This is a genomic window from Enterococcus sp. DIV1279b, assembly GCF_050531515.1.
GTDB lineage: Bacteria > Bacillota > Bacilli > Lactobacillales > Enterococcaceae > Enterococcus_D > Enterococcus_D casseliflavus.
This window is the reverse complement of the sequence record NZ_CP172891.1, coordinates 2694231-2711637: the sequence shown is the minus strand read 5'-3', so window position 1 is coordinate 2711637 and position 17407 is coordinate 2694231. Positions and strand designations below refer to the sequence as shown.

General features: G+C 43.7%; 18 protein-coding genes and 2 tRNA genes. 19 read left to right on the top strand and 1 reads right to left on the bottom strand.

The genetic code is table 11. The features are described from left to right. The first annotated feature begins 4 nt into the window (after positions 1-4). The 18 genes from atpD (at position 5) to IGI71_RS12790 (ending at position 12190) form a co-directional block, all read left to right on the top strand. Positions 5-1411 carry a F0F1 ATP synthase subunit beta gene (gene atpD, locus IGI71_RS12875; protein ID WP_231434760.1) on the top strand — a complete coding sequence of 469 codons (1407 nt, stop codon included), beginning with the start codon at positions 5-7 and terminating at the stop codon, positions 1409-1411. A 31-nt stretch (positions 1412-1442) separates the two neighbouring features. After that, on the top strand, positions 1443-1865 hold the full coding sequence (locus tag IGI71_RS12870) for a F0F1 ATP synthase subunit epsilon (protein WP_005228716.1): 423 nt from the start codon (positions 1443-1445) through the stop codon (positions 1863-1865). A 160-nt stretch (positions 1866-2025) separates the two neighbouring features. Next, complete coding sequence (locus IGI71_RS12865; RefSeq protein WP_008380880.1) at positions 2026-2259, top strand: DUF1146 family protein; 234 nt, start codon at positions 2026-2028, stop codon at positions 2257-2259. Between the two features lie 90 nt (positions 2260-2349). Continuing rightward, positions 2350-3642: a UDP-N-acetylglucosamine 1-carboxyvinyltransferase gene (gene murA, locus IGI71_RS12860; protein ID WP_005228721.1), complete on the top strand. Its 1293-nt coding sequence runs from the start codon at positions 2350-2352 to the stop codon at positions 3640-3642. A 21-nt stretch (positions 3643-3663) separates the two neighbouring features. Further along, positions 3664-3840 (top strand): DNA-directed RNA polymerase subunit beta, encoded by a 177-nt coding sequence (locus IGI71_RS12855; protein ID WP_005228723.1) that lies wholly within the window; start codon positions 3664-3666, stop codon positions 3838-3840. Positions 3841-3931: 91 nt separating this feature from the next. Then, positions 3932-4207 carry a membrane protein insertion efficiency factor YidD gene (yidD, locus tag IGI71_RS12850; protein WP_008380886.1) on the top strand — a complete coding sequence of 92 codons (276 nt, stop codon included), beginning with the start codon at positions 3932-3934 and terminating at the stop codon, positions 4205-4207. Between the two features lie 39 nt (positions 4208-4246). After that, a complete protein-coding gene (locus IGI71_RS12845; RefSeq protein ID WP_061053131.1) occupies positions 4247-4705 on the top strand; it encodes a GNAT family N-acetyltransferase in 459 nt (152 codons plus the stop codon). A 123-nt stretch (positions 4706-4828) separates the two neighbouring features. After that, on the top strand, positions 4829-5710 hold the full coding sequence (locus tag IGI71_RS12840) for an ROK family protein (protein WP_231434759.1): 882 nt from the start codon (positions 4829-4831) through the stop codon (positions 5708-5710). Positions 5711-5994: 284 nt separating this feature from the next. After that, positions 5995-7182 carry an ABC transporter substrate-binding protein gene (locus IGI71_RS12835; protein ID WP_010749790.1) on the top strand — a complete coding sequence of 396 codons (1188 nt, stop codon included), beginning with the start codon at positions 5995-5997 and terminating at the stop codon, positions 7180-7182. 108 nt (positions 7183-7290) lie between these two features. Then, positions 7291-8169 (top strand): branched-chain amino acid ABC transporter permease, encoded by an 879-nt coding sequence (locus IGI71_RS12830; protein ID WP_005228742.1) that lies wholly within the window; start codon positions 7291-7293, stop codon positions 8167-8169. 9 nt (positions 8170-8178) lie between these two features. Continuing rightward, positions 8179-9156 carry a branched-chain amino acid ABC transporter permease gene (locus tag IGI71_RS12825; RefSeq protein WP_231434758.1) on the top strand — a complete coding sequence of 326 codons (978 nt, stop codon included), beginning with the start codon at positions 8179-8181 and terminating at the stop codon, positions 9154-9156. After that, positions 9137-9913 (top strand): ABC transporter ATP-binding protein, encoded by a 777-nt coding sequence (locus IGI71_RS12820; RefSeq protein ID WP_015510179.1) that lies wholly within the window; start codon positions 9137-9139, stop codon positions 9911-9913. The genes IGI71_RS12825 and IGI71_RS12820 overlap by 20 nt, the downstream gene beginning before the upstream one ends. After that, complete coding sequence (locus IGI71_RS12815; protein WP_015510178.1) at positions 9913-10614, top strand: ABC transporter ATP-binding protein; 702 nt, start codon at positions 9913-9915, stop codon at positions 10612-10614. The genes IGI71_RS12820 and IGI71_RS12815 overlap by 1 nt, the downstream gene beginning before the upstream one ends. Before the next feature lie 3 nt (positions 10615-10617). Beyond that, complete coding sequence (locus IGI71_RS12810; protein WP_231434757.1) at positions 10618-11265, top strand: CBS and ACT domain-containing protein; 648 nt, start codon at positions 10618-10620, stop codon at positions 11263-11265. Between the two features lie 126 nt (positions 11266-11391). Beyond that, entirely contained in the window at positions 11392-11625 is a 234-nt protein-coding gene (locus IGI71_RS12805) for a DUF2969 domain-containing protein (RefSeq protein WP_005228752.1), read from the top strand. Between the two features lie 85 nt (positions 11626-11710). Beyond that, positions 11711-11794: transfer RNA gene (locus IGI71_RS12800), tRNA-Tyr, on the top strand. Between the two features lie 4 nt (positions 11795-11798). Next, positions 11799-11870, top strand: a tRNA-Gln gene (locus tag IGI71_RS12795). Between the two features lie 152 nt (positions 11871-12022). Next, positions 12023-12190: a hypothetical protein gene (locus tag IGI71_RS12790; RefSeq protein WP_005228760.1), complete on the top strand. Its 168-nt coding sequence runs from the start codon at positions 12023-12025 to the stop codon at positions 12188-12190. 49 nt (positions 12191-12239) lie between these two features. Here the strand turns inward: IGI71_RS12790 and IGI71_RS12785 are convergent, their stop codons facing one another. Beyond that, positions 12240-12845, bottom strand: coding sequence for a TetR/AcrR family transcriptional regulator (locus IGI71_RS12785; protein WP_086337982.1), 606 nt, complete (start codon positions 12843-12845; stop codon positions 12240-12242). A 174-nt stretch (positions 12846-13019) separates the two neighbouring features. Between IGI71_RS12785 and IGI71_RS12780 the strand changes: the two genes are divergently transcribed. After that, positions 13020-17246, top strand: coding sequence for a 2-hydroxyacyl-CoA dehydratase (locus IGI71_RS12780; RefSeq protein WP_231434756.1), 4227 nt, complete (start codon positions 13020-13022; stop codon positions 17244-17246). Positions 17247-17407: the final 161 nt, after the last annotated feature.

Below are 17407 nucleotides of genomic sequence, written 5' to 3'. Positions count from 1 at the left end.
ACGAATGAGTTCAGGCAAGATTGTTCAAGTCATTGGTCCCGTTGTTGACGTGGAATTCTCTCTAGACCAATCATTACCAGATATCAACAATGCGTTGATTGTTTACAAAAAAGATGAGCAGAAAACAAAAGTTGTGTTAGAAGCTGCCCTAGAACTTGGCGACGGCGTTATCCGTACGATTGCCATGGAATCAACAGATGGCTTACAACGAGGAATGGAAGTAATCGATACAGGCGCCTCCATCTCTGTTCCAGTTGGGACAGAAACATTAGGACGGGTATTTAATGTCCTAGGCGATACCATCGATTTAGAAGCACCATTTCCTGAAGAGGCAGCCCGCAGTGGGATTCACAAAAAAGCACCTGACTTTGATGAATTGTCAACAAGTACGGAGATCCTTGAAACTGGGATCAAAGTCATTGATTTGTTAGCTCCTTATTTAAAAGGGGGGAAAGTTGGACTTTTCGGTGGTGCCGGTGTTGGTAAAACCGTCTTGATCCAAGAATTGATCCACAACATCGCCCAAGAGCATGGTGGGATCTCTGTCTTCACAGGTGTTGGTGAACGGACACGTGAAGGAAATGACCTTTATAATGAAATGAAAGAATCTGGCGTTATCGAAAAAACAGCCATGGTGTTTGGACAAATGAATGAACCACCAGGTGCCCGGATGCGGGTAGCCTTGACTGGTTTGACATTAGCCGAGTACTTCCGTGATGTGGAAGGACAAGACGTGCTTTTGTTTATCGATAATATCTTCCGCTTCACTCAAGCAGGTTCTGAAGTATCTGCCTTACTAGGTCGGATGCCGTCGGCCGTTGGGTATCAGCCAACATTAGCAACTGAGATGGGGCAATTACAAGAACGGATCACATCGACGAAAAAAGGTTCCGTTACGTCTATTCAAGCCATCTATGTCCCTGCCGATGACTATACAGACCCAGCACCTGCGACTGCTTTTGCCCATTTGGATGCAACAACCAACTTGGAACGTAAATTGACCGAACAAGGGATCTATCCTGCCGTTGATCCACTGGCGTCTTCTTCTAGTGCGTTAGCACCTGAAATCGTTGGTGAAAAACATTATGAAGTAGCGACTGAAGTACAGCATGCGTTGCAACGTTATCGGGAATTACAAGACATCATCGCCATCTTAGGGATGGATGAACTGTCTGATGATGAAAAAACCTTAGTTGCCCGCGCACGCCGCATTCAATTCTTCTTGTCACAAAACTTCCACGTAGCGGAACAGTTTACGGGACAACCTGGTTCTTATGTGCCAGTTGAAGAAACCATCAAAGGATTTGCAGAGATTCTTGAAGGAAAATATGATGATCTTCCAGAAGAAGCCTTCCGCAGTGTTGGACGAATTGAAGATGTCATTGAAAAAGCGAAAAAAATTGGCTATTAATTAACCAGCCTTGAAGAAAGAGGGGAACCTCATGGATCAATTTTTAACAGTCAATGTGGTGACACCTGCTGGTTTGGTTTACGATCATCACGCGAAAATCGTGGTTGCACGTACGACAGATGGTGAGATCGGTATTTTGCCACACCATGCCCCAATCATCGTTCCATTGACGATTGATGAAGTCCGGGTCAAACGGATCGATTCAGATACCCATGTCGACTGGGTCGCTGTCAACGGCGGTATATTAGAAGTGCGAGACAATGTTGTCTCGATCGTAGCCGATAGTGCGGAACGTGATCGTGACATCGACGTTTCACGTGCAGAAAGAGCAAAACAGCGTGCAGAACGCCAAATCGAAGAAGCCAAACAAGTCGAGGATATCGATCAGCTTCGGCGCGCAACGGTTGCTTTGCACCGCGCCATCAATCGAATCAACGTGTCAAAACATTCCTAAAAAACAAGGGCATCTTGCCTTTGTTTTTTTGTTTCTCCAAGAAAACGTTTTAAAAACTTTTTAAAGTCTTTTCATGAAGGTTTCAAGAAAGATTATTTTTTATCTTGACATCTTTGTGGTATGATAGGAATGTTCAATTATGAAAAAAGGAGCAGAAAGTATGCAAGTGTATGGAATTGATGCAATCATTCGAATCGTGAGTCATTTAGCGTTCATCTATTTAGCATTTTGGGCATTGCAATCTGTGCGGATCGATGCTTTTTTTAAAGCCTTACGAACGACTCAGATACGAATGGTCATGGTGTTTCTTGCGATTGCATTAGGCTACACCGCCAGTACTTTTTTCCTTGAGTTGATTGCGCTATGTCGTAATTTATTTTTAACAGGTTTTTAAGAATTTCATTAATATATGCAAAAACACCGAATATTATGCTATAATTGGCAAGATTTGTGTGAGTCACTGCATTATTTGGAGGGAACATAAATGGAAGAGATGATCGTTCAAGGTGGTAATCGATTAACTGGAACAGTGAAGATCGAAGGGGCAAAAAATGCTGTTCTACCTATCTTAGCGGCAAGCTTATTAGCGGAAGAAGGAACAACGACATTAACAAATGTACCGATCCTTTCCGATGTATTAACAATGAAAGAAGTGATTCGGCATTTAAATGTCGCAATCGATTTTGAAGAAGAAAACAACACAATGACGATCGATGCGTCACAAGAATTAGCAATCGAAGCACCGTATGAATATGTGAGCCAAATGCGCGCTTCAATCGTAGTCATGGGGCCTTTGTTAGCCCGTAATGGACATGCCAAAGTGGCAATGCCTGGCGGCTGTGCAATCGGCAAACGACCAATTGATTTACATTTGAAGGGATTTCAAGCACTAGGCGCGCAAATCATCCAAAAAGATGGATACATAGAAGCGATCGCCGATGAGTTAAAAGGCAATAGCATTTACTTGGATTTCCCAAGTGTCGGCGCAACGCAAAATATCATGATGGCTGCCGTAAAAGCTAAAGGCATCACCATCATCGAAAACGTCGCTCGTGAGCCAGAAATCGTTGATTTAGCAAACATTTTGAATAAAATGGGTGCCAAGGTCTTTGGTGCAGGAACCGAAACGATGCGTATTGAAGGTGTCGAACACCTGCATGCAGTAGATCATTCGATCGTGCAAGACCGTATCGAAGCAGGAACCTTTATGGTTGCAGCAGCGATGACTCAAGGAGACGTTATTATTAAAGATGCGATCTCAGAGCACAATCGTCCATTGATTTCAAAATTGATCGAAATGGGCGCAGAAGTGACTGAAGTCGCTGAAGGGATTCGTGTCGTTGGACCTGAACAATTGAAGGCAACAGATGTAAAAACAATGCCTCATCCAGGTTTTCCTACGGACATGCAAGCGCAAATGTCTGCTATTCAATTATTAGCGCAAGGAACGAGTGTTGTGAATGAAACGGTATTTGAGAATCGTTTCCAACATTTAGAAGAAATGCGTCGCATGAATGCCCATGTGAAAATTGACGGCAACGTTGCAGTGATCGAAGGCGGTCATGAATTACAAGGCGCGCTGGTCTATGCGACAGATTTACGTGCCGCAGCAGCGTTGATTTTATTAGGTCTGCGTTCAACGGGACGGACGCGTGTCCGCAATCTAAAATATTTGGATCGCGGCTACTACAAATTCCACGAAAAATTGCAACAATTAGGGGCATCTGTTGAACGAGTTTCTGACGCAGTAGAAGAAGTCGTACCAGTTAACGCCTAATAGGAGTAGGAGAGAAAAAAAGTGAAGTTGAACCGTTATATTTTAACTAGCTTGATAAAAATTCTAATCGTCATTTTATTAGCTATTTTATTGTTCCTAGCAGGAACGATGATCGGCTATGGAGTGATCGGTGACGGCAGTCCTTTTAAAGTATTCTCTCCAAGTCTTTGGAATCATATCTTTGAGTTTATGAAATAAACGATAACTAGGACTTACGCCACGTGCTGAGTCCTAGTTTTTTCTATCTATCTTTACTGAATCGTACGCTAAAAAGAAAGGCTGGCAAGGAATGAGTAAACTTTTGATCGGCTTTGTTCGTTTCTATCAACGTTTTATTTCCCCATTATTTCCTCCTAGCTGTCGTTATTATCCGACTTGCTCAGGATACATGATCCAAGCCATCCAAGTCCATGGAGCAGCCAAAGGAGGTTTGATGGGGGTAGCTCGTATCTTACGCTGCCATCCCTTTGTAAAAGGCGGAATAGATTACGTACCCCAGACGTTTACTTTAAAACGAAATACGCAAGACAAAGTCAAACCAACGTACCGTTATCGGAAAAGTTAAAAGGAATCAACAGAAATATAAAAAAGGAGCCAAAAAGCCATGATTCGTCCAATCACCCCTAATGAAGCGTATCCTTGGGCGTTGCTGCTGGATGCAGATCCTGAAAAAGCAGTCGTAGAAAGCTATCTATATAATAGCCAAACACTTGTTTATGAAGAAGCTGGAGAAATGATTGGTGTGTTAGTTTATCAAAATCAAGGCAAGAACTGGGAGATTATGAATGTGGCTGTTTCTCCAGAAAAGCAAGGAATGGGCATCGGTCGTCAATTGCTACAAGCTGCCGAAGAAGCGATCCTCAGTCAGCACCTCGGGGCAAAACGGCCGATCGTAGTGATCAAAACTGGTAGTCTGCCCTCTGCAGCCTTGACTTTGTACCAAAAGCAAGGCTATGTTGAAAAAGAGCGGGTGAAGAATTATTTCACCACCCACTATGTCGAACCGATTTTTGAGAATGGGCAGCAGCTGTTCGATCAAGTGATTTTGGAAAAACAACTCTAATGGATGAAGAGACAGTCTAAGTGAATGAGACTGTTTTTTCTTGTCCTCGGAAATCGCTTTCTTCAAGCGCCGACTTGCGGTAAAATAGACAGTATCAGAATAATAAAGGATTGAGGGAAAAAAATGGTGATTTTAGTCTTTGATATGGGTGGTTCAGCAGTAAAATATGGCGTCTGGGCACAAGATTCTTTGGTGAGTAAAGGGAAGTTCACTACTCCAAATACTTGGGAGGAAATGAAAGCACAGCTGCAGCAAGTGAGGGCAAGTGTAGATGAAGAGATTGAAGGCGTTGGAATCAGTGCGCCAGGTGCGGTCAATGCCCAAGAACGGCGGATCGACGGCATTAGTGCGATCCCTTATATCCATGGGTTTGATATTTACTCAGAACTCGAAGCAGCGTTTGGGGTACCCGTAACCATCGAAAATGATGCCAATTGCGCTGGGATGGCTGAATTTTATCAAGGAGCGGGCAAAGAGTATCAGCAAGCAGCCTTCGTTGTGATCGGAACAGGCGTTGGCGGTACCCTGTTTCAAAATGGTGAGCTAGTCCGTGGGGCACATTTATACGGTGGCGAATTTGGGTTGATGATCCTAGATCAAGGCAAAACATTTTCGCAACTAGGGACAGCGGTTCAGATGGCCTGGCGGTATTGTGATCGGATCGGAGTGGATCGAACGACGATTACCGGTGAAGAGGTCTTTCAACGTGCAGAAGATGGCGATGCCATTGCGATCGAGGAAGTCAATAAATTTTACAACTATTTAGCACAAGGACTGTTCAGTATTCAGTTTGCTTTTGATCCTGAAGTGATCATTATCGGCGGTGGTGTCAGTGCCAAAAAAGGCTTGTTAGAAGAAGTTGACCAGCGCTTGAAAAAAATGTTGGCGGATCAAGCATTAAATGATTTCGTCCCACTGATCAAGCTATGTGACTATCGCAATGATGCCAATTTAGTTGGGGCGGCGGCAAATTTTCAAGCATTGTATCCACGAAACAGCTGCTAACATGAGGATGTAATGTTTTCAAACGTCCGTTTGATGAAAAAAGTAGCGAATCAAAGCATACCAGCAGCAAGCAAAGGGGAAAAAACTTTGCTTGCTTTTCTTTTTATTCGAAAATTAGAAAAGCGATTCCATTGTTGCTGGATCAATGTTTTAAAAACACCATTTTTTATCGGCGAAAAAAATAAATTCTGAATAGGTGAAATATTCTGATAATTCGTTGACATTTCCTAGATTTTTCAGTATATTGGATAACATATTCAGGGGAAGTAAAGGAGAGGAAAATTATGAAAAAGAAATTTGCATTTTTGTTTGCGAGTTTGTTTTTATTGACAGCTTGTAGTGCAGGACCAACAGGTGGACCAACGGATAGCAGTGGTGCTGCTGAAGGTGGCAATAAACAAGAGGGAGATACCATTAAGATTGGTGCCAACTTAGAGTTGTCTGGAGCAGTTGCTGCTTATGGGACGGCTGAAAAAGAGGGGATCGACTTGGCAGTCGAAGAAATCAATGCTGCCGGCGGCGTTCTTGGAAAACAAATTGAAATCATTTCGAAAGATAACAAATCAGATAACAATGAAGCTGCGACAGTAGCAGCCAACTTAGCAACCAACGATAAAGTCGTTGCCATTATTGGACCAGCAACTTCAGGTGCCACAAAAGCGGCTTTACCGAATGTGACGAGAGCCCAAGTACCGATGGTCACTCCTTCAGGTACCGATGATGCGATTACTTACACCAGTGGAAAAGTCCAAGAATTTGCATTCCGTTCTTGTTTCCAAGATAGCTTCCAAGGAACAATCTTGGCAAAATATGCAGCAGAAAATTTGGATGCTTCAAAAGCCGTAATCTTGGGTGATAACTCAAGTGACTACGCAATTGGTTTGACGGAAGCATTTAAAGAAAGCTACCCAGGCGAAATCGTCTTAGAGGATAACTTTACCGAAGGCGACAAAGATTTCCAAGCAGTTCTTACAAGAATCAAAGATGTCGACTTCGATGTCTTGTTCATTCCAGGCTACTACACAGAAGCTGGTTTGATCATCAAGCAAGCGCGAGAATTAGGAATTGATCAAGCAATCATTGGTGCGGATGGATTCGGTGATGAAAAAATGGTTCAAACAGCTGGTGCAGAAAATGTCAGCAATGTTTACTATACAGGTCACTTCTCTACCAAAGCACCAGCAAACGACAAAGTTGAGCCGTTTGTGGCAGCTTTCAATGAAAAATATGGCAAAGAACCTTCTGCTTTTAATGCATTAGCCTATGATGCTGTTTATATGATCAAACAAGCGATCGAAGATCAAAACTCAGCAGATTCATTGGCGATCGCAGCTGGTTTGTCTGAACTGAAAGACTTTGTCGGTGTGACCGGTGAAATCACGATGGATGAAAATCATAACCCTGAAAAATCAGCAGTTGTTTTAGGATTGACTGACGGGAAAGAAACCTCAGCAGACACTGTGGAACCTTAAAAAACCCGCAGTTGTTTGGCAGTGAAAACTGGGACAGACCTGATGTGTTTGTCTCAGTTTCTTTTCTCTAAAAGAATGACCATAATAAATGATATTGGAAGTGAGTATATGGAAATGATGATCCAACAATTGATCAACGGCTTGTTTCTAGGCAGTATCTATGCCTTGTTAGCGTTGGGTTATACGATGGTGTATGGCATCATCAAGTTGATCAACTTCGCCCACGGAGAAGTTTACATGATCGGTAGTTTTATCGGTTACTTTTTGATCAATCAATGGCAATTAGGGTTTTTCCCCGCGTTGTTCATTTCAATGATCGCCAGTGCAGCTCTTGGGGTAACGATCGAATTTTTAGCGTATCGTCCCTTACGCAATTCCACGCGAATTTCGGCACTGATCACGGCAATCGGGGTTTCTTATTTTTTGCAAAATGTCATGATCTTTTTCTTTTCAGCCAATGTGCGCCCCTTTCCGCAAGCGATTGAACGACAAACTTATTCCATCGGGTTTGTTCAAGTAAGTAATGTCCAGTTATTGATCTTGGCTGTTTCGGTTACCTTAATGATTCTCTTGCAATTGATCGTGAAAAAGACCCGTATGGGAAAAGCGATGCGGGCAGTAAGTGTTGATGCAGATGCAGCGCGTTTGATGGGGATCAATGTCAATCGAACGATTTCCTTTACCTTTGCCTTAGGCTCGGCTTTGGCTGCAGCTGGCGGGATGCTGATCGGTTTGTATTATAATTCCATTGATCCATCAATGGGCGTCGTTCCTGGTCTGAAATCTTTTGTTGCAGCGGTTCTCGGCGGGATCGGGATCATTCCTGGAGCAGCCTTAGGTGGCTTTGTGATCGGTTTGGTGGAAACAGCAGCGACAGCGCTTGGTTTTTCTGATTATAAGGATGCTTTAGTGTATGTCATTTTAATAATTATATTGTTGGTTCGTCCAGCTGGGATCCTCGGCAAAAATATCAAAGAGAAAGTGTAGGTGGCAGAAATGAAAAAGAATTTACGTTACAACTTAATCTGGCTCGCTCTGGCAGCTATTCTTTATTTTGGATTATTTGCAGCCTACAATGGCGGAATGATCAATTTGTTCTCTGATGCCATCATCGTCAATATCGGAATCAATATCATCTTGGCAGTCAGTTTGAATCTGATCATCGGCTTTTCAGGGCAATTCTCCTTAGGACATGCTGGATTTATGGCAATCGGTGCTTATGCTGGCGCGATCCTGTCGGCAAGCAATCCAACCTTTGGTGGCTTTTTAACTGGTTTACTGGTGGGGATGCTGGTTTCTGGTGCAGTCGCATTAGTGGTTGGGATTCCGACCCTCCGTTTAAAAGGCGACTATCTAGCGATCGCTACCCTAGGTGTGGCAGAGATCATTCGGATCTTGTTGGTGAACCTACGAGGCTTGACCAATGGTCCTGCAGGAATTTTCGGATTGCCCCAATTCAGTAATTGGCAGATCGTCTTTCTCTTTGCCGTTTTATCGATTCTTGTCGTGTCAAACTTTATCCATAGCGGATCAGGTCGGGCGACTTTAGCGATTCGGGAAGATGAGATCGCTGCAGAATCAATGGGGGTCAACACAACGAAATACAAGGTAATTGCGTTTGTAATGGGGGCAGTGATGGCAAGCATTGCTGGTACCCTTTATGCCAGCTATCAGCAGTCGGTTTTCCCACGAGATTACGGTTTTATGAAATCGATCGATGTATTGATCATCGTCGTTTTTGGAGGGCTTGGGAGTACCACAGGAGCAGTTGTCTCGGCAGTAGTGCTAGGAATCTTAAATATGTACTTGCAAGGCTTCTCTGATTTGCGCATGATCATTTATGCATTGGCTTTGATCATCATCATGATCTTTAAACCAAGCGGACTTTTAGGGACATGGGAATTCTCCGTAAAAGGACTGCTGGATAAATTTAGAAAAAAGGGGGATGACAACGATGCCTCTATTAGAAGTTAAAAGCTTAACGAAAAACTTTGGCGGTTTAGCTGCTGTTTCTCATGTAGACCTCCATTTAGATACCAATGAGCTGGTCGGATTGATTGGACCAAACGGTGCTGGCAAGACAACGCTCTTTAATCTCCTGACAGGTGTGTATGAACCTAGTGAAGGGGAAGTGCTTTTTGAGACCCAAGGTAAGCCAAAACGTTTAAATGGCGTGAAGCCCTATAAAATTGCGGATTTAGGTCTTTCAAGAACCTTCCAAAACATTCGCTTGTTTAAAAATTTGACTGTGATGGACAACGTCTTGATCGCTATGAACAGTAAGCATAAAGAAGGACTGCTGACTAGCATCCTGCGTTTGCCAAAGTACTACAAAAACGAAGCGTCCATGAAGAAAAAAGCCTTAGAGCTATTACGGATCTTTGATATGGATGGCAAAAGTCAAACGTTAGCGAAAAATTTGCCTTATGGCGAGCAGCGTCGGTTAGAGATCGTACGCGCATTGGCTACAGAACCAAAAATTCTGTTTCTTGACGAGCCGGCTGCGGGGATGAATCCTCAAGAAACAACAGAACTGACAAAGTTGATCTATAAGATCCAAAAAGATTTTCAATTGACGATCCTCTTGATTGAGCATGATATGAGTTTGGTCATGGAAGTGTGCGAACGGATCTATGTGCTGGAATACGGCCAAGTCATCGCCCACGGTGAACCAGAAGAGATCAAAAACAATCCGCGGGTGATCGAAGCTTATCTAGGAGGGGAAATCTGATGCTGGAAATTCAAAATTTAAGTGTACACTACGGCATGATCCAAGCGGTCCATGATGTTTCCTTCCACGTCAATCAAGGGGAGATCGTTTCACTGATTGGTGCCAATGGTGCAGGGAAAACCACGATTTTACGGACGATTTCTGGATTGATCCGCCCCTCAAATGGCTCAGTCACTTTTGAAGGAAAACGAATTGAGAAAGAAGCACCGCAAAAAATCGTCGCAAACGGCTTGTCGCAAGTGCCAGAAGGGCGGCACGTCTTTTCAGGATTGACGGTTCAAGAAAACTTAGAGATGGGCGCCTTCTTGCGTAAAGACAGTGGTGTCAAAGAAGACTATGAACAAGTTTACCGCAAGTTTCCTGTATTGAAAGAACGTCTCTCGCAAGATGCGTCGACATTATCTGGCGGTGAGCAGCAGATGTTGGCAATGGGGCGGGCATTGATGTCAAAACCGCGCTTGCTTTTGCTGGATGAGCCCTCGATGGGCTTGGCACCGATTTTTATCAAAGAAATTTTTTCAATCATTCAAGAAATCAAGCAGCAAGGAACGACTGTGCTGCTGATTGAACAAAATGCAAAAATGGCTTTATCGATTGCCGATCGCGGCTATGTATTAGAAACGGGGAAAATCGTTTTAGAAGGTACTGGAGAAGAATTACTAGCAAGTGATGAAGTAAGAAAAGCGTATCTAGGAGGCTAAACAATGAGTGTAAGTGATTTTATGACGAAGACGGTCGTCACCGTCGATTCGCAGACACCGATCTTTGATGCAGTAGATTTAATGAAGCAGCACGATATCCACCGTCTGCCCGTCGTTGACGATGGTAAATTAGTAGGGTTGATCACAGAAGGAACGATCGCTGAAGCAACTCCCTCAAAAGCGACAAGCTTAAGTGTTTATGAAATGAACTATCTCTTAAATAAAACGACTGTCGCTGATATCATGTTGAAAAAAGTGACCACGATTGAACCAGATGCACTATTAGAGGACGCCATTTCCGTCATGCGTAGTGAAAACGTGGGGGTTTTACCAGTCATGGATGATGATACCCTAGTGGGAATCATTACCAACAATGATATTTTCTATGCCTTTTTGAAAATCACTGGCTACCATGATGGTGGAACCCGAGTGTCCATCGAGATCACGGATGACCATGTAGGCGTGTTAGCAGACGTGACCAAGCTGCTTGCCGATCATCAGATGAGTATTTTGACCATCGTAGTCAATCGGATGGCGCTAAAAACGATTGTTGAGATCCAAGTAGAGTCGCGCCAAGTCGCAGCGATTGAGAAAATCTTAAGCGATGCGGGGTATACCGTAACCAGTGCTGTCTTGACGAACCAGAAATGAGACAAAGCAGCAAAAGTAGTCGATCACAACGATTGACTACTTTTTTTCGTTCCAGATGAGATTTTCTTTTTCTTTTGCTGGTTTTCTGTTAAAATAGGAAGGTGCTGTAAAGAAAGAGGTGCAATCATGTCTAAGAAAAATAAAGATATCGAAGTCCGTATTGAAGAAACAACGAAAGCCATTCATGGCAAAGACTATACCGTCAATGAATTATTTATTGGTAAAAAACGTATCGGTGAGATTTTAACGACTGGACCGAAAGAATTTCAAAGCTTTTTAGGGGATGAAGATCTAGGTTCAAGCAGAAGTTTAGAAGCTGCGATCGAGATGATTATTCGCCAATGGAATTTACATGAATAATTTCTAGAAAAATTTACTTTTTGCTCTTGCAATTTGTTATCTTTTTCGGTATTATAACTATTGTCAGGTTTGAGAAAAACCTTTTGGAGGAGTAGCGAAGTGGCTAAACGCGACGGACTGTAAATCCGTTCCTTAGGGTTCAGTGGTTCGAATCCACTCTCCTCCACCATTATTGGGGTATAGCCAAGCGGTAAGGCAACGGACTTTGACTCCGTCATGCGTTGGTTCGAATCCAGCTACCCCAGTCAGATGAATACGCAGAAAAAACAGCAAGTAGTCTTGCTGTTTTTTTTCGTTATTTAACCATTATTTTTTTTGGTTTGAGGAAGGGCTATAAGTTGAAGATTTTTTTTATTTGCGATACGCTAGTAGTAAAGCATTCGGGAGATGAAAACACATGAAATTTAAACTGAATCTAAAAGAAAAAGTAACGGAAGTTGCCGAGCATGTCTATGACGTTGTCAAAAAGGAAGACTATGCGATTCGTGTGGCTCCAAAAGGAATCAAAGTAACAAAACAGCGTAAGACAAAAGACACTATCAAATGGCGCGCAAAAAATCATTGATTGAAGGGCAATTAGCATGAGAGAAACTGCATATAGGCAGTTTCTTTTTTTATTCCTCAATTTCAATCCCCAAGACAGTTAGGTGACCGTTTGCCACTAGTTTGATGACGAGTTTTGCTAAATGGTCGGCGTGCATCGTTGTTTCTGCCGTTAGCCACCAATGCAGCGTGCCAACAAATATTGAGGTCATATAATCAATAATGAAGTCTAAGGGCACTTCAAGATCGCCTTCTGTAATCTTCAAGGTTGAAAAGATCTCTTGATACCGTTCCGTTAAAATCAGCCCCAGTTTTTTACGAATGATCTCAATGGCAGAGGCATCCATGATCGTCAAATAAAAAGAGCGATTCTTTTGAATGTGTATAAAAAGTTCGGTCATGGCCGCTTCGATTTTACGGATCTTGATTCGATTGCCTTGAACGAAATCTTCAAAGTCAAGGATCGAGGTAAAAGATTCGACGGCCAAGTCAAATATTTTTTCATACAAGTCTTGCTTGTCTTTGTAATGGGCATAGAAGGTCGCGCGGTTGATCATGGCTTCGTCTGCGATATTTTGGACAGTCACTTGCTCGAAGCCTTTTTCTTCAACTAAGCGAATAAAGGCTTCAATAATGTACTTATTGGTTCGTTTAACACGTAAATCCAATTTTTTCATATTGTGAATTTCCTTTCAAAATAAACGACAAAAAACGTCTAATTGTTGTTTATCCCACACCTTCGTTGGAATTGTTTGTTGAATTATCAATTAAAAGAATTAAAATGAACATAAGTATTATAACAAACGGCTTGTTAGATAATCAACAAAGTGTTGTTTAGATGGAGGCAACAAATGAAAAAATATAAGGCGGGCATCGATGTCGGTTCAACAACGGTCAAGATGGTTCTGTTAGATGAACGCAATCAAACGTGTTTTTCAAGGTATGAACGACACTATGCAGACATCCAAAAGGCAGCGGAAAAAATTATTAAAGAAGCGCAAGCAGTAATCCAAGATCAGCCAGTTGCGCTGGCGATTACCGGATCAGGCGGAATGGGGCTGGCGGAAGTTTTGCGGATCCCTTTTGTCCAAGAGGTCATCGCTTGTACCAAAACAGTCGAGACAGTGATCCCAGAAACGGATGTGGCGATCGAATTAGGTGGTGAAGATGCGAAGATCACCTTTTTTGAAGGTGCGTTGGAGCAGCGGATGAATGGCAGTTGTGCCGGTGGGACCGGTGCGTTTATTGATCAGATGGCGGTTTTATTGAAAACGGATGCCAATGGGGTCAATGAGCTAGCCAAGGGATACCAAACCCTTTATCCGATTGCCTCACGCTGCGGGGTCTTTGCCAAAACTGATGTGCAGCCGCTGATCAATGAAGGAGCGGCAAAAGCGGACATTGCTGCGAGTATTTTTCAAGCGGTGGTCAATCAAACGATTGCTGGCTTAGCAGCTGGTCGTAAAATCAAAGGCAAGGTAGCCTTCTTAGGCGGTCCACTGACGTTTATGTCGGAATTGCGTCAACGATTTATCGATACGTTGAACCTGCAAGAAGCAGATATCATTTTTCCCGAGAATCCAGAACTATTTGTGGCGATGGGGGCTGCACTGTATGCAGAAGAAGCGCAGCAGCTTTCTGTACTATGCGACCGCTTAGCCAATGAAGAAGACGGCACACTTGCGCCAACAGATACGCTAGATCCTTTATTCAAAGACGAAGCAGAACTGGCTGTTTTTCGTGCCCGCCATGCCCAAGCGGTTGCTACAGAAAAACCTTTGTCGGAGCATAAAGGTGCTGCTTATTTGGGTATCGATGCTGGATCAACGACAACGAAAGTTGTCTTGATCAATGATGCAGGGGATTTGTTGTTTTCTTTTTATGGCAACAATGAAGGCGAGCCGTTAGCGACAACGATGGCGGTTTTACAAGAGCTTTATCGTCAGATGCCTTCTGACGTTTACATCGCAAAGTCAACGATCACAGGGTACGGTGAGCATCTGATCAAACATGCACTGAAGGTCGATATCGGTGAAGTCGAAACAATGGCCCATTACAAAGCTGCTGAACATTTCCAGCCAGGGGTTGATTTTATCCTGGACATTGGTGGGCAAGACATGAAGGCGATGACAGTCAAAGACGGTGCACTTTCTTCGATTCAGCTAAATGAAGCCTGTTCGTCAGGATGCGGCTCGTTCATTGAGACCTTTGCCAAATCTATGAATCAGGATGTTAAAGAATTTGCGCTGGCAGCGACAAAAGCCCAAGCGCCGGTTGACCTGGGTTCGCGTTGTACCGTCTTTATGAACTCAAAAGTCAAACAGGTCCAAAAAGAAGGAGCCTCTGTTGGCGACATTTCGGCTGGCTTGTCTTACTCGGTCATAAAGAATGCTATCTATAAAGTGATCAAGGTTCGGCGCCCCGAAGATCTTGGCGAGAAAATCGTCTGCCAAGGAGGGACTTTCTATAATGAAGCGGTTCTGCGCGCCTTTGAATTGATCAGCGGCCGTGAAGTCGTACGACCATCGATCGCTGGCTTGATGGGCGCTTATGGGGCGGCGTTGATCGCGTTAGAAGAAGCGGCGATCGACGATGTCAGTACGTTGTTGTCTCCTGCAGAAATGGCCGATTTTCAAGCAGAAAAAGAATTTACAAATTGCGGTCTTTGCGAAAACAATTGTTTATTAACCGTGACCCTCTTTTCGGATGGTCGAAAATTCATTACGGGGAATCGCTGCGAACGTGGTGCGCGGATCAAAATCAAAAAAGAAGACCGCAAAGTCAATCTCGTGGATGAAAAATACCGCCGCTTGTTCAAGTACCGTTCTTTGCGTAAAAAAGATGCCCTCCATGGGGAAATCGGCTTACCAAGAGTGTTGAATCTTTATGAAAATTATCCGCTATGGCATACCTTTTTCACCCAGTTAGGATTTCGAGTAACCTTGTCGCCGCGTTCTAATAAAGAACTATATGAGCAAGGGATCGAAACGATTCCTAGCGATACCGTTTGTTACCCAGCCAAACTAGCCCATGGACACATCCAAGCACTGATCGATCAAAACATACCGTTGATCTTTTATCCAGGAGTCATTTTTGAGCGAGTAGAGAACACTGCCGCTGAAAATCATTTTAACTGTCCAATCGTACAAAGCTATCCAGAAGTGATTCGTAACAACGTCGATGCGATTCGTGAAGGGGCGGTTGACTACCGCTGTCCATTTTTAAATCTGGCAGATGAAGCCTCAATGGTCAAAACCTTAATGGAGACGTTTCAAGATTTTGGTTTTTCTGAAGACGAAATTGCCCAAGCGCTGCGCAGCGGCTTCGAGGAACTAGATCAGTTCAAAGCAGATATTGCGCAACGGGGAGAAGAAACGCTGCGAATGCTGATGACGACCAACCAAAAAGGGATCGTTTTATCTGGAAGACCGTATCATTTGGACCCTGAAATCAACCATGGGATAGCGGAAGTCATTACCCAAGAAGGCTTTCATGTACTGACCGAGGACAGTATTGCTCATTTAGCAAATGTCGGCGATCTGCGGGTCGTGGATCAATGGGTCTATCATTCACGGTTGTATGCGGCTGCACGAGTGGTGGCGAAAAACAAGCAGTTGGAATTGGTTCAATTAAACTCCTTCGGCTGCGGGATCGATGCAGTGACCACCGATCAAGTCGAAGAGATCATGGCGCAATATGGCAAGCTGTATACGGTGTTGAAAATCGATGAGGGTGCAAACCTTGGGGCGATTCGGATTCGGTTGCGTTCCTTGAAAGCAGCAGTCAACGAACGGGATAAACAGCACTTTGTTCCTAAAAAGCAATACGAGGAACCAGCAAAGATTATTTTTACCAAAGAAATGCGAAAGCAGCACACGCTCTTATTGCCGATGTTGAGTCCCATCCACCAAAGCGGATTAGTAGATGTCGCTTTGCAGGCTTCCGGGTATCAAGTGGTCTGTCTGTCCAGTGAAGATCGAGAAGCAGTCAATGTCGGTTTGCGCTTTGTCAATAACGATGCCTGCTACCCGGCCATCATTTCCATTGGACAGCTGGTAGAAGCGTTACAAAGCGGGGAATATGACGTCGAAAACACCAGCGTATTGATGACCCAGACGGGCGGTGGGTGTCGCGCAACGAACTATATTCCCTTGTTACGTAAAGCATTGAACGATGCAGGATTTCCGCAAGTACCGGTGGTATCTATTTCGATGGGCAATACTGGTGTTGAATCAAATCCTGGCTTTCGCTTTACCTTGCCGATGATGAAACGCTTGGCGGTGGCATTTTTATACGGAGATCTCTTTGAACGGGTCGTTTATCGCACCCGTCCATATGAGCAAGAAGCAGGGGCTGTCGATCGGCTCCACCAAGAATGGCTGGAAAAAATTGCCAAAAATGTCCGCAATGGCTCCTTCAGCCTCTTTAATCGCAATATGAAGAAAATCATTCAAGACTTTGATCAAGTGCCGTTAAATGCTATCAAGAAGCCACGTGTCGGTGTCGTGGGAGAGATTTTAGTGAAGTATTCACCGACTGCCAATAATGATGTCGTTCGCCTGTTAGAAGCAGAAGGAGCGGAAGCGGTCGTACCAGATATTGTCGGCTTCATGAATTATTCCCTCTACAATCAGATTTGGCGCTACGAGCATTTGGGGATGGCGAAGAAAAGCAAAATGATCGCTGATTTTGCGATCATGGCGATTGAACGGCTCCAAAAACCAATGGATAAAGCGTTGCGGGCGTCAACGCGCTTTGAGGGCATTCATTCGATCCATCAGCTTGCCGAGCAAGCGAGCGAGATTGTTTCCATCGGCAATCATACGGGAGAAGGCTGGTTCTTGACCGGTGAGATGATTGATCTGTTGGAAAATGATGTCAACAATATCATTTGTCTGCAACCATTTGGCTGCCTGCCTAACCATGTAGTAGGAAAAGGTGTTATGAAAGAATTACGTCATCAATACCCGCAGGCGAACATTGCAGCGATTGATTACGATCCAGGTGTCTCGATCGTCAATCAATTGAATCGTATCCGCTTGCTGATGGCAACTGCCAATAAAGCGCTGGCTGAATAAATTCTCAAGCCAGCGACCGAACCAATTTAAAAGCAAAGAGACTGCTCTTGTTTGGACAATTTGTGATAACTTCTTTTTCTGCCTATAAAATGGGGAAAGAGTTCGCACAAATTGAGAAAAACTGAGCAGTTTTTGCTTTTTTTATTAGCTATTTAGGTATA

What these genes read in the sequence shown, in the direction of transcription:
- IGI71_RS12810 (WP_231434757.1), top strand. Translation starts at nt 10,618, where the DNA reads ATGAGTGTAAGTGATTTTATGACGAAGACGGTCGTCACCGTCGATTCG.
- yidD (WP_008380886.1), top strand. Translation starts at nt 3,932, where the DNA reads ATGAGTAAACTTTTGATCGGCTTTGTTCGTTTCTATCAACGTTTTATT.
- murA (WP_005228721.1), top strand. Translation starts at nt 2,350, where the DNA reads ATGGAAGAGATGATCGTTCAAGGTGGTAATCGATTAACTGGAACAGTG.
- IGI71_RS12820 (WP_015510179.1), top strand. Translation starts at nt 9,137, where the DNA reads ATGCCTCTATTAGAAGTTAAAAGCTTAACGAAAAACTTTGGCGGTTTA.
- IGI71_RS12805 (WP_005228752.1), top strand. Translation starts at nt 11,392, where the DNA reads ATGTCTAAGAAAAATAAAGATATCGAAGTCCGTATTGAAGAAACAACG.
- IGI71_RS12865 (WP_008380880.1), top strand. Translation starts at nt 2,026, where the DNA reads ATGCAAGTGTATGGAATTGATGCAATCATTCGAATCGTGAGTCATTTA.
- IGI71_RS12825 (WP_231434758.1), top strand. Translation starts at nt 8,179, where the DNA reads ATGAAAAAGAATTTACGTTACAACTTAATCTGGCTCGCTCTGGCAGCT.
- IGI71_RS12780 (WP_231434756.1), top strand. Translation starts at nt 13,020, where the DNA reads ATGAAAAAATATAAGGCGGGCATCGATGTCGGTTCAACAACGGTCAAG.
- IGI71_RS12830 (WP_005228742.1), top strand. Translation starts at nt 7,291, where the DNA reads ATGGAAATGATGATCCAACAATTGATCAACGGCTTGTTTCTAGGCAGT.
- IGI71_RS12785 (WP_086337982.1), bottom strand. Translation starts at nt 12,845, where the DNA reads ATGAAAAAATTGGATTTACGTGTTAAACGAACCAATAAGTACATTATT.
- IGI71_RS12835 (WP_010749790.1), top strand. Translation starts at nt 5,995, where the DNA reads ATGAAAAAGAAATTTGCATTTTTGTTTGCGAGTTTGTTTTTATTGACA.
- IGI71_RS12845 (WP_061053131.1), top strand. Translation starts at nt 4,247, where the DNA reads ATGATTCGTCCAATCACCCCTAATGAAGCGTATCCTTGGGCGTTGCTG.
- IGI71_RS12840 (WP_231434759.1), top strand. Translation starts at nt 4,829, where the DNA reads ATGGTGATTTTAGTCTTTGATATGGGTGGTTCAGCAGTAAAATATGGC.
- atpD (WP_231434760.1), top strand. Translation starts at nt 5, where the DNA reads ATGAGTTCAGGCAAGATTGTTCAAGTCATTGGTCCCGTTGTTGACGTG.
- IGI71_RS12815 (WP_015510178.1), top strand. Translation starts at nt 9,913, where the DNA reads ATGCTGGAAATTCAAAATTTAAGTGTACACTACGGCATGATCCAAGCG.
- IGI71_RS12790 (WP_005228760.1), top strand. Translation starts at nt 12,023, where the DNA reads ATGAAATTTAAACTGAATCTAAAAGAAAAAGTAACGGAAGTTGCCGAG.
- IGI71_RS12870 (WP_005228716.1), top strand. Translation starts at nt 1,443, where the DNA reads ATGGATCAATTTTTAACAGTCAATGTGGTGACACCTGCTGGTTTGGTT.